Annotated in this window: 10 protein-coding genes; 7 read left to right on the top strand and 3 right to left on the bottom strand. The window is 51.4% G+C overall.

The genetic code is table 11. The annotated features are described in order from the left end of the window. Positions 1-168: 168 nt before the first annotated feature. The 3 genes from VV089_RS11560 to deoC form a co-directional block, all read right to left on the bottom strand. Positions 169-948: a DeoR/GlpR family DNA-binding transcription regulator gene (locus tag VV089_RS11560; RefSeq protein ID WP_334335974.1), complete on the bottom strand. Its 780-nt coding sequence runs from the start codon at positions 946-948 to the stop codon at positions 169-171. 236 nt (positions 949-1184) lie between these two features. Beyond that, the gene (gene xylB, locus VV089_RS11555; RefSeq protein ID WP_334335973.1) at positions 1185-2666 is read right to left on the bottom strand and encodes a xylulokinase; all 1482 of its coding nucleotides are present in this window, start codon (positions 2664-2666) and stop codon (positions 1185-1187) included. Positions 2667-2713: 47 nt separating this feature from the next. Further along, entirely contained in the window at positions 2714-3367 is a 654-nt protein-coding gene (gene deoC / locus VV089_RS11550; protein ID WP_172542269.1) for a deoxyribose-phosphate aldolase, read from the bottom strand. Positions 3368-3623: 256 nt separating this feature from the next. Here deoC and VV089_RS11545 point away from each other — a divergent pair, with 256 nt between their 5' ends. From VV089_RS11545 to VV089_RS11515, 7 genes are all read left to right on the top strand, one after another. Further along, a complete protein-coding gene (locus tag VV089_RS11545) occupies positions 3624-4772 on the top strand; it encodes a substrate-binding domain-containing protein (protein ID WP_334335972.1) in 1149 nt (382 codons plus the stop codon). 112 nt (positions 4773-4884) lie between these two features. Next, the gene (locus VV089_RS11540) at positions 4885-6378 is read left to right on the top strand and encodes a sugar ABC transporter ATP-binding protein (RefSeq protein ID WP_334335971.1); all 1494 of its coding nucleotides are present in this window, start codon (positions 4885-4887) and stop codon (positions 6376-6378) included. 3 nt (positions 6379-6381) lie between these two features. Then, positions 6382-7326 (top strand): ABC transporter permease, encoded by a 945-nt coding sequence (locus tag VV089_RS11535; protein WP_172542273.1) that lies wholly within the window; start codon positions 6382-6384, stop codon positions 7324-7326. Between the two features lie 35 nt (positions 7327-7361). Further along, a complete protein-coding gene (locus tag VV089_RS11530; protein WP_172542275.1) occupies positions 7362-8384 on the top strand; it encodes a zinc-dependent alcohol dehydrogenase family protein in 1023 nt (340 codons plus the stop codon). Between the two features lie 12 nt (positions 8385-8396). Next, positions 8397-9533 carry a glycerol dehydrogenase gene (locus tag VV089_RS11525; protein ID WP_172542277.1) on the top strand — a complete coding sequence of 379 codons (1137 nt, stop codon included), beginning with the start codon at positions 8397-8399 and terminating at the stop codon, positions 9531-9533. Continuing rightward, positions 9523-10356 carry a transketolase gene (locus tag VV089_RS11520; RefSeq protein ID WP_172542279.1) on the top strand — a complete coding sequence of 278 codons (834 nt, stop codon included), beginning with the start codon at positions 9523-9525 and terminating at the stop codon, positions 10354-10356. Before VV089_RS11525 ends, VV089_RS11520 begins: the two co-directional genes overlap by 11 nt. 10 nt (positions 10357-10366) lie before the next feature. After that, positions 10367-11317, top strand: coding sequence for a transketolase family protein (locus VV089_RS11515; RefSeq protein ID WP_334335970.1), 951 nt, complete (start codon positions 10367-10369; stop codon positions 11315-11317). Positions 11318-11359: the final 42 nt, after the last annotated feature.

The following is an 11359-nucleotide window of genomic DNA, read 5'->3' as shown; positions in this document are numbered from 1 at the left end:
GCTCTGGACGTACATTGCCTTTTTGGTTTTGGGAACTGTAAGGTTTTGGGGTAATGTACGTCCATATCAGACAGGGTGTTCGCGAACAGCCGGACACTGGATATCGGAAACGCCGGAGGGCTTATTCCTGCTGGCAGCTCCTTGGATGTGGAAGGGGCGTGGTGGGGGTCAGACGGTGAAGACGGGGATTTTGTGGTCTTGGTAGTAGTGGAGGTATCTTGGGTCTATGCAGGAGTTGGTGATGATGTTTGGTATTTCGTGGAGGCTGGAAAAGCGGGTGAAGGTTCTTTTGTTGAATTTTCCTTCGTTGGCCAGGAGGTAGACCTGGAGGGAGTTTTGTATCAGGTAGTTGTAAAGAGGCAGCTGGGCCCGGTTGATGATGGAGTATCCGTAGTTGAGGTCGATGCCGTCTACCGTGATGAAGACTTTGTTGAAGTATAGTTTTTCCAAGGTCTGTATGGTGTATTCGTCCAGGGTCTCCAGGTGGTTGACGCCTGCGTGGACGCTGCCGCCCAGAAGGAGGGTGGAGATGCCTGGGTTCTGGGCTACTTCTATGATTCCTGTTATGTTGGTGGTGACGATGGTCAGGTTTTCCAGGCCGCTTTCGTTGAGATAGCGGCACAGGAGGTTGCAGGTCATGCCTGCCCCGATGAAGATGATGTCGTTGGAATCTATGAATTCCAGAGCCTTTTGGGCGATTGCGTCTTTGTATTCCAGGAAGGGATCGTATTCCAGCCCGGGAAAGATGCCGGGACGGGTGGGCGGGGCCTGAAGGCTCTGGGCGCCGCCGTGTGTCTTTTTCAGCAGGCCCTGGCTGTCCATGAGATTCAGATCTCTTCGAAGTGTTGCCAGTGAAGCGCCTGTCAGCTGGCTGAGCTGCTTGGTTGTGATGATTCCGCTTGAGGCCAAGTGTTTTAATATGATTTTTTGCCGTTCCGGTGCTAGCATAGGTGTCCTCCCGGTAATAGGTTCTCTTTTTTCGTTATTTATTCCTATTATAATGGAAATGGATTTTTCTTTCAATAAAACTGTTGTAACTTTTCTTTAAAATTGGATAGTGGTCGGAAAATATACATCAGCCATTTCTATATCCTGTGTTCGGACGGTTTGCGTACATTGGATATCAGAAAAGTCTGATGTTATATTTTCCGACAGCATTTTTAGGACGGCAGGAGCGTTGAAGCCTATTTGTACAGATCTTTTACCGCTTCATACAATTGCTTGTACACAGCGTATTTTTCTTGATAGAGGGCTGCGTTTTCGGGGATGGGGCGGTAGACCTTTTCTTCCAGCCGGATGTATTTCTGGCAGGCGGACTCCAGACTGTCCAGGAGCCCGGTTCCTGCGCCGGCCATCATGCAGGCGCCCAGACAGGCTTGTTCTTTGTTTTCGCAGACCTGGACTTCTTTGTTCAGGATATCAGCCTGGATCTGGAGCCATGTGGGGCTTTGGGCGCCGCCTCCGCAGGCGATGATTTTGGGGCAGTCGATGCCGATTTCCCGAAAGATGTCCAGCGCTTCGTGGAAATCATAGATGACGCCTTCCATGACTGCCCGCACGAAATGGTTTTTGTTGTGACGCAGCTGGAGGCCGAAGAACAGTCCCTGGGCTCCGGCATCCATCCGGGGCGTTCTGCTTCCGGTCAGATAGGGGAGATAGAGCAGCCCGTCGGAGCCTGCCGGAACTTTTTCGGCCATTTTATTCATCTGGGCAAAGCTGTCCAGGCCAAGCACCTGGTTTTTCAGCCATTTCAGGGACATTCCGCTGCACAGATGGGCGCCGAAGATGGTGTAGGCCCCGGGAAGGCCATGGCAAAAGGTGTGGATCCGCATTTCGGGATCGTAGGCGTCTGTGGGGGAATATACGGCTACCTGGCCGCCGGTTCCGATGTTGGAGACAAAGACGCGGCCGTCGATTACGCCGGATCCGATGGTGTGGGCCGGCTGGTCGCCGGCTCCGTATATAACGGGAATGCCGATTGGAAGCCCGGTCTGTTCTTCGCATTCTTTTGTTGTGTATCCTGCAATTTCCATGGACTCATGGCATTCTGGAAAAATGTCTTCCGGAAGGCCGAGCCGCCCAAGGATCTCCCAGGCCCAGTCTCTTTTTTTCATATCAAATCCGGTGGTTGAGGAGGCGTCTGAGACATCTGTCCCGAAGACGCCGGTCATTTTCAGCCGGATGAAATCCTTTGCTGTCATGATCTTATAGATACGGCGGAAGCTTTCAGGCTGGTTTTCTTTCATCCATAAAAGGGAGGGGAAGGCAAAGCCGGTGAAGACTCTGTTGTGTATCACCCTTGCCAGTTCTTCTTTTTTCACATGACGGTTGATCTCCTCCAGCTGTTTCTGGGAGCGCTGATCCAGCCAGACGATTGCTGGATAAACCGGGTTCCCTTCTTTGTCTGCCGTGACCAGGCTGTGCATTTGCCCGGAAAAGCCTATGGCTCCCACAGAGGCATAGGCCTCAGGCTGCTGGCTTTTTATGGTGAGGAGGATGTTTTGGACAGCCTTCCACCAAATCTCCGGATCCTGCTGGGCGTATCCCTCCTGGGGGATGTCCACATCATAATCCTCGGCCTGGAGAGAGAGGACTTGCCCGTCCAGATCCATTAACATTGCTTTGGCGCTTGAAGTTCCGATATCGATTCCCAATAATGTTTTCATATGCCTTCTCCTTTTTGTAGAATTTTCAGAAAACTTTTCTGATTTGCCTATGCTTGTGCCTTTTCGAGCTTGACCAGGCGGCTTGTGCCAAGACGGGATGCGCCGAGTGTTAAAAACCGTTCTCCGTCCTCGAAGGATGAGATTCCGCCGGCGGCCTTGATCTGGACACCGGGCCCCACATGGGCGGCAAAAAGCGCCACGTCCTCAAAGGTGGCCCCTGCGCTGGAGAAGCCGGTGGAGGTTTTGATGAAATCAGCCCCTGACTGGGTCACGAGACGGCACATGGTGATCTTTTCCTCCTGGGTGAGCAGGCAGGTTTCGATGATGACCTTTAAGATTCTGCTGCCGCAGAGCTTCTTTAGTTCTGAGATTTCCTTTAAAACAGCGGCTTCGTTCTTTTCTTTCAGAGCGCCGATGTGGATGACCATATCGATCTCGTCGGCCCCGTTTTCCAATGCGTTTCTGGTCTCAAAGGCTTTTGCTTCAGTGGTGTGATAGCCGTTTGGAAAGCCGATAACCGTACAGACTGCCATGGAATTCCCGGTGTATTCCTTTGCCCTTTTCACAAAGGCAGGCGGAATGCAGACGGAGGCAGTTCGGCAGGTGACGGCGTCGTCGCAGAGAGATTTAATGTCCTCCCATGTGGCTGTCTGGGAGAGATTGGTGTGATCAACCTTGGATAAAATTTCTGAATGTGTCATATTCTGCTTCCTTTCGATTTTGAATGATTTGTTTTTGCTTCTATAGTATAGAATTTCCCTCCTAAAATGTCAACATAAATGATTTAAAATGAGTGAAAATGATTTAAAAAAGAAAAGTCGTACAATAATATACAAGATAAAATAAAAAAATGAACAAAAAAATTCGAGATTTGTTGTAAAAATTGTTACTATGTGCTAATATAAAGACGCAATAAGAAACAAAAACGAAAAAAATCAATCAAAAGGAGGAAGAGGAATGAAAAGGAAACTGTTATCGATGGTGTTGGCGTTTGTACTGGTGTTTGCGGCAGGCTGCGGTAAGAGCGGTGGAGAAGGCGCGGCAGAACCGGCTGACAATGCTCCGGCAGCAGAAGGGGCGGAGGCGGAAGCTCCGGAAGAGTCAGGCACAGAAGATGCGGCAGGAGAAAGCTTTTCCGTTGGATTTGCTTTAAGAACGGCCAACGGCTCCTACTATGCGGCCATCGGAGAGGTAGTAAAGGCAAAATGTGAGGAGCTGGGCTGGGAATGTACCATTCTGGATGCGAACAACGATACGACAAAAGAGCTTGAGAATATGGAGAGCCTGGCAGCCTCCGGTGTGGATCTGATTTTCTTAGACTGCGTGGATCCCAGTGCGGCAACGGCCAGCCAGAAGGTGGCTGCAGACGCGGGGATTCCTCTGATCAACCTGGATTCCGGCGTAGATGATATGAGCATGCAGATTACCACGGTATATTCCAACAATGAGCAGAACGGTCTGGAAGTAGGGAAGTATTACGCAGCCGCATTGGCGGATGATTTTGAGATCAGCGCAGTGATGCTCAGCGGAAATACAGGCTCTATCGCCGGAACCCAGCGGCGCGACGGCATGTTTGCCGGAATCATTATGGAGCGTACCGGCTGCACCGAAGAGGAAGCATGGACGGCGGCAGAAGAGATGGAGGCATCCCTTGTGAGCACCGGAAAAGCTTCCAATGCAGATGCGAAGTTTACCATCACAGGCCAGGGCTGGGGGAACTGGACCATTGACGAGGGCCTGATAGCGGCGGAGGATCTGATTACGGCGAATCCCAGTCTCAATCTCATCATGGGTGAGAATGACCCCATGCTTATCGGAGCGCTGACGGCTCTGGACAATGCAGGCATTACCTACGGAGCAGAGGGAACCGTGCAGCTGATCAGTGCGGCGGACGGAAGCAAGGACGGATATGATCGGGTAAAGGCCGGGGATATCATGGCCATAGGAGAAAACAGCCCCTCCAAGATTGGAGAGCTGGGCGTGGAGATTGCAAAGGATATTCTTGTAAACGGCGCTTCCCCCGACAGCTATGAGGACATTACCATGACAGAGGCAGTTGCGGTTACGGCTGACAATGTGGAAGAGCGTTATGAATTTGGCTTTTAATCAATAAAAATCAAGGTCAGTGTGGCTGTCGCAAAATCAGCCATCAGTCATTTCCGTATCCAGGAAAAGTCTGCAGTCTTATTTTGCGACAGTCCTATATAGGGGTGAGAATATGGGAAAAGGACAATACCGCCTGGAAATGGAGAATATCAGTAAGCATTTTGGAGGCACCCGGGCGCTGAATGAGGTCTCTGTCCGGGTAGAGCCGGGAGAGATTCATGCACTGATTGGGGAAAACGGCGCCGGGAAATCTACGCTGATCAAGATTTTATCCGGCGCTTACACAAAGGATCAGGGGACGATACGGATAGACGGAGCGCCTGTGAGCATCAGTTCTCCGCTGGATGCCAAGAACCTGGGAGTGGCCGTTATCTATCAGGAGTTCATGCTTGCGCCGGATTTAAGCGTTGCAGAGAATATCTTTATTGACCGGCTGTCTGAGAAGGGAAAGCTTATCAATTGGAAGAAGCTTAACAGCGATGCCAGAGAACGTCTGGAGGGCCTGGGCTTTGGAAACATTTCTCCGCAGAAAAAGGTGGGAAGCTTAAGCGTGGCCCACCAGCAGATTGTTGAAATCTGCAAATGCCTGACCCGGAACGCCAAAATCCTGATTCTGGACGAGCCTACGGCGGTGCTGACAGTGGCGGAGATTGAGAAGCTGTTCCGTTTGATTGGCTTTTTGAAGGAGCAGGGAGTGAGCATTCTCTTTGTTTCCCATCATATGAATGAGATTTTCGAGCTGTGCGATTCCTACACGGTGCTCAAGGACGGATGCTTTGTGAGCACCGGAAAGGTAAAGGATGTTCATAACGATGATTTGATTCATATGATGATTGGAAGAGAGCTTAAGAACATGTATCCGGAACGGAACGCCAGGAAGGGAGACGTGGTCTTAAGGGTTGAAAACCTGAACGCCGGCGACCGGGTCCGCAATATCAGCTTTGAAGTCTGTGCCGGCGAGGTTCTGGGATTTTCGGGCCTTGTGGGATCCGGGCGGACGGAAACCCTGCGCGCTGTATTCGGCGTGGACAAGAGGGATTCCGGGAAGATTGCATTTCTGGGGGAAGAGGTTGACTTCAAGGAGCCAAGGGATGCGGTGAAAAAAGGGCTGGGATATTTATCTGAGAATCGCAAAACTCTGGGCCTGCTGGTCAATCAGAGCATACGGATCAACACGACCATGTCGTCCCTGGGAAAGGTTACAAGAAGAGGCTTTTTGAAGCATAAGAAGGAAAAAGAATACGTAAAAGAGCTTTTGTCGAAGCTGTCAACAAAATACGGCTCTATGGAGGATGACGTCAGCAGCTTAAGCGGAGGAAACCAGCAGAAGATCAGTTTTGCCAAATGGGTATCCGCAGACTGCAGATGCATTGTGTTTGACGAACCCACCCGGGGCGTTGACGTGGGGGCAAAGGTTGAGATATATGAGATTATCAACAGTCTGGCAGAGCAGGGGGTGGCTGTTATTATTATTTCCTCTGAGATGACAGAGATCATCGGAATGTGCGACCGGGCGCTTATTATGGCGCAGGGAAGGATTACCGGAGAAGTGGGGAAGGAATTCTTAAATGAAGATACAATTATCAAACTGGCAATGGAGGGTTAAAGCATGAAAAAGGATCATAAAGCGGTGCGCTTTCTGCTGGACAACAATACCTATATTATTTTTTTTGCACTGTTTCTTATCTGCTGTCTCATTTCGGACAAGTTTTTTTCCTATCTGAATCTGCGGAATATCCTTCTGCAGCAGGCGGGCCCGATTCTGGTGGCCTTAGGGATGCTCATGGTCATTCTCACCGGGGGAATTGACCTGTCCGTAGGCTCCGTGATGGCAGTGGGCTCTTCCCTGACGGCCGTACTTATGACCAGCTTTGGGATTCCCTGGATTTTGGCCATTCTGATTGCCCTGGCTGCAGGCACGGCGCTGGGAACCTTTACGGGAATGATGGTGGCTTATCTGAAATTCCAGGGTTTTGTGGCATCCCTGGCGGTGATGACCATTGCAAGAGGCATTGCCTATACCATTACCAATGCCACGCCTATCAACTTGGAAAACGGCACTTTAAATACACTGTCGTCAAAAGAATCCGGTTATCCGATTATTCTGATTATGCTTGCGGTTATTGTTCTTTTTGTAATGATTGAAAAATATACAGCCTACGGCCGCCTTGTCATTGCCTCCGGCAGCAATGTGGAGGCGGTGAAGCTTTCCGGAATCCGGACACAGCGGTATATTCTTTCTGTATATATGATCAGCGCGGCGCTTGCCACACTGGCCGGGGTCTTCGTGGCGGCCCGTTCCAATGTGGGGAATTCCACCATCGGCGAGGGACAGGAGCTGGATGCCATCGCAGCATGCGTCATCGGCGGCGCAAGCCTGGCGGGAGGAAAAGGTTCGGTGGCCAAAACGGTTATAGGAGCTCTGATACTGGCGCTTATCGGCAACATTATGAATCTTCTTGCCGTTCCGGCATATCCGCAGCGGATCATCAAAGGGTGTATTATCATTGCAGCAGTTCTTCTGCAGGTACTGACGGATAAGAAGGAAGATTGAGAGATATTACGGAACTGGAATAGGAGCGAATAGAGATGAAAGCAGCGCGTTTTTATGAAAAAGGAAAACTGGTAATTGATGATGTCCCCGTGAGGGAGCCCAAAGCCGACGAGGTAGTCATCCGAATCAAATATTGCGGCATCTGCGGAACGGACGTCCACATTTTCAACGGAGAAAAAGGCTCGGCCAAGGTTCAGCCCCCGGTCATTCTGGGCCATGAATTTTCCGGCGATGTGGAGCGGACGGGAAGGGAAGCGACCAAGTTTCAAAAGGGCGATCGTGTGTCGGCAGATCCCAATGCCTACTGCGGAAAATGCTATTTCTGCGCAAACGGAAGGCCGCATCTGTGCGAACATATGGCAGGGCTTGGAACGTCCCTGGACGGAGGCTTTGCAGAATATATTACCATCTCGGAAAAGCTGGTGTATCCGGTGGCGGACAATGTCAGCTATGAGTCGGCCGCCATGACGGAGCCTCTTTCCTGCTGTCTCCACGGCCTTGACCTTACACAGATAAAGCTTGGAGATACCGTTATGGTGGTAGGAACCGGCAATATCGGACTCATTATGGTTCAGCTTGCAAGGTATGCGGGCGCAGCCGCAGTCATAGCAGTGGAGCCAAACGAAAAGAGGAGAAAGAAAGCCCTGGCCCTCGGAGCTGATTTCGGGATTGATCCGCTGACAGAGGATACCGATGCAGTTCTTGCAGAGCATCACATCTCCAATGTTGACAAAGTCATTGACTGTGCCGGATTGATTTCCACAAACGAGTATTCCGTCCGCTATGCTGGAAAAGGAGCGGTGGTGATGCTGTTCGGCCTGACCGGCCCAGATGATACGATGAGGCTGAAGCCCTTTGAGCTCTTCCAGAAGGAGCTGACTGTCAAGGCTTCCTTTGTAAATCCCAATGCATTTGAACGGGCCGGGAGGCTTCTGGGAGCAGGCGTGGTAAAGACAGAACCGATTATCACGGATATTGTGGAGCTTAAGGATATACAGCAGGTATTTGAGACAAAGCAGTATGCAAAGGACGGAAAAGTACTGATTAAATGCTTTTAGGGAGGTAGAAGAATGTCGGAACTTTCAAGATTTTCAAGAGGATGGTGCTCGCCGGAGCGGTATGTGCAGGGCCCGGGGGAGTTTGACAATCTGCGGTTTTATACGGATAAATTCGGAAAGCGGCTGGCTGTATTTATCGACCGGTTTCTATATGAAGAGTACGAAAAAAGGCTGAGGAAGCTGTATGAGGGCCTGGATTATGAGCTTTTTACCTTTGCCTTTGCATCGGAGGTGACAGAGGAGCTGATTGCCGCAAGGACGGCGGAGCTGGAAAAAGCTTCTCCCGATGCAGTTGTGGGCGTGGGCGGTGGGAAAACCATTGATGTGGCAAAGGCTGTGGGAACAAGACTTGGAGTGCCTTTTGTGGTGGTGCCTACCATTGCGGCTACGGATGCCCCCACCAGCTCTCTGTCCGTTATCTACCGTGAGGACGGTTCCCACGCCGGGGAATTTTTCTACGATCACAGTCCGGCCCTTCTGGTGGTAGACAGCCGGATCATTGCAAATGCGCCCGTGCGCTTTCTGGTATCCGGCATGGGAGACGCCCTTGCAACCTTGATTGAGGCGGATTCCACCAGAAAATCAGGCACGCCCAATCTGGTATACCATACAGCCGGCGGATTGAAGCAGACCCTGGCTGGACAGGCTATTGCGAAGGCCTGCTATGAGTCTTTGATGAAATACGGGGTTCTGGCAAAAGAGGCCTGCAGCCAGAAGGTGGTTACAGAGGCTCTGGAACATATTATTGAGACAAATATCCTCCTAAGCGGCTTAGGTTTTGAGAACAATGCCACCTCCGGCGCCCACTCGGTGAATGACGGGCTTACAGTGATGGAGAACAGCAGCAAGACCATGCACGGGGAAAAGGTTGCCTTCGGCTGTATCGTACAGCTGATTGCGCAATGTGCGGATCGGGCGTATCTGGATGAGGTACTGGGTTTCTGTATGAGCGTGGGGCTTCCGGTCTGCTTAGAGGATGTCTATGTGGAGAATTCCGAGGAGAATATCCGGAAGATTGCTGCGGCATCCATGCACAGCAATTGGGAAAACATGCCTTTTGCTGTGGATGAGGAGCTGGTATTCTCGGCCATTCGGACAGCGGATCTCTATGGGAAAAAATTCAAGGCGAGGTGGCAGGATGAGATTTGAGAAACGGGAAGCAGATTTACTGGCAGTCAGGATACGGAAATATATTCTCCGCACCATTGCTTCAAAGGGAACGGGACATGTGGGCGGCTCCCTGTCCATTGCAGACGCCCTGGCGGTGCTCTATGGAAGTGTGATGAACATTGATCCAAAGGATCCAAAAAAAGAAGACCGGGATTATCTCGTTCTTTCCAAGGGCCATTCCGGCCCGGCCGTGTATGCGGCCCTAGCGGCAGCAGGGTATTTTGAGGAAGGGGTTCTGGATACGCTGAATCAGAATAACACGATTCTGCCCAGTCACACAGACCGCATGAAGACACCGGGGGTCGATATGACGACAGGATCTCTGGGACAGGGGGCTTCTCTTGCAGCCGGAGCGGCTTTTGCGGATAAACTGAATCAAAGGGAGAATGATACCTATCTGATACTGGGAGACGGGGAGCTTCAAGAGGGACAGGTATGGGAGTCCTTTTTATTTGCAGCCCATCACCGCCTTTCCCATCTGATTACCCTGGTGGACGCCAATGGGAAGCAGCTGGATGGGACGACAGATGAGGTATGCGGCCTTGGAAGCATTGAAGAGAAGTTTGCCGCCTTTGGATATCATGTGATATCCGTAAAAAACGGCAATGACACCGGGGACATTTACGCGGCGCTGGCAGAGGCAAAGGAAGAAAGGGACGTTCCCTCGGTGATTGTTCTCCATACGGTAAAGGGAGCGGGCGTCCAAAAATACGCCGGGATGGCCAACTGTCACTCCACAACCGTGAAAAAGGAAGAGCTGGATGTGTTCTATCGGGAGCTGGACGGACAGAAAGAAGTGTGAGGTGGCAGAAATGAGCAGGGTGAAAACAGGAGACAAGGAATTGCGGAAGGTGTTTGCCGAGACGCTGGAGGAGCTGATGCGCGGCAACAGGGATATTATTTATCTGGAAGCGGATCTGGCCGGGGCCATTGGGACTGCAGGGCTTTTTTCTTCCATGCCGGAGCAGGCCTTTGACGTGGGAATTATGGAAGCCAATATGGTGGGAATCGGCGCGGGAATGTCGGTGAAGGGCAAGATTCCGTTTATGCATAGCTTTGGAACATTCATGTCCAGAAGATGTGCGGATCAGACATTTTTGTCCGGATGCTACAATCATGCGAATATTAAGCTTGTGGGATCGGATCCCGGCATTACGGCGGAGACGAACGGCGGCACGCATATGCCTCTGGAGGATATGGGAATCTACCGGAGCTTTCCGTGGATTACGATTCTGGATGTGGCGGAGCCTTGCCTGCTCCGGAAGATGCTTAGAAGTATGGCGGAGGAATACGGGGTGATGTACATCCGGTTTCCCAGGAAGGGGAAGACTTGTTATTATGAAGAAACCCAGACCTTTTCCATAGGGAAAGGCGTGGTGGTACGTGACGGAGCGGACGTGACGGTGATTGCCTCGGGAATTGAAGTGCCGGAAGCAATCCGGGCGGCAGAGGAGCTGGCGGAGGAGGGAATCCAGATCCGCGTTGTGGACATGTTCACGGTGAAGCCTCTGGATGAGGAGCTGGTGCTTGCCTGTGCCCGGGAAACGGGAGCTGTTGTGACGGCGGAGAATCATAACCAGATCGGAGGATTGGGATCTGCTGTGGCCGAGGTTCTGGCGGAGAACGGAGCTGTGCCCTTTAAGCGCGTGGGCGTTCCGGACTGCTTCGGGGAGGTGGGAAGCCTTAGCTTCCTTTCGGAAAAGTTCGGGATATCCGGGAAAGCCATAAAAGAGGCGGTCCGGGAGGTTCTGAAGAAAAAATAGGACAGGGTTTTCTTGTTTTTTTATAGCGGAAAAGCTCACGGT

The sequence above is a fragment of the Candidatus Merdisoma sp. JLR.KK011 genome (assembly GCF_036941125.1).
Taxonomy (GTDB): Bacteria; Bacillota; Clostridia; order Lachnospirales; family Lachnospiraceae; genus Laedolimicola.
The sequence above is the reverse complement of the archived record's forward strand: the minus strand, read 5'-3'. Positions and strand labels throughout refer to the sequence as shown.

Bases quoted from the DNA above. Each gene is read 5' to 3' on its own strand.
- VV089_RS11545 (WP_334335972.1), top strand. From the start codon at position 3,624: ATGAAAAGGAAACTGTTATCGATGGTGTTGGCGTTTGTACTGGTGTTT.
- VV089_RS11560 (WP_334335974.1), bottom strand. From the start codon at position 948: ATGCTAGCACCGGAACGGCAAAAAATCATATTAAAACACTTGGCCTCA.
- VV089_RS11515 (WP_334335970.1), top strand. From the start codon at position 10,367: ATGAGCAGGGTGAAAACAGGAGACAAGGAATTGCGGAAGGTGTTTGCC.
- VV089_RS11530 (WP_172542275.1), top strand. From the start codon at position 7,362: ATGAAAGCAGCGCGTTTTTATGAAAAAGGAAAACTGGTAATTGATGAT.
- xylB (WP_334335973.1), bottom strand. From the start codon at position 2,666: ATGAAAACATTATTGGGAATCGATATCGGAACTTCAAGCGCCAAAGCA.
- VV089_RS11535 (WP_172542273.1), top strand. From the start codon at position 6,382: ATGAAAAAGGATCATAAAGCGGTGCGCTTTCTGCTGGACAACAATACC.
- deoC (WP_172542269.1), bottom strand. From the start codon at position 3,367: ATGACACATTCAGAAATTTTATCCAAGGTTGATCACACCAATCTCTCC.
- VV089_RS11525 (WP_172542277.1), top strand. From the start codon at position 8,397: ATGTCGGAACTTTCAAGATTTTCAAGAGGATGGTGCTCGCCGGAGCGG.
- VV089_RS11540 (WP_334335971.1), top strand. From the start codon at position 4,885: ATGGGAAAAGGACAATACCGCCTGGAAATGGAGAATATCAGTAAGCAT.
- VV089_RS11520 (WP_172542279.1), top strand. From the start codon at position 9,523: ATGAGATTTGAGAAACGGGAAGCAGATTTACTGGCAGTCAGGATACGG.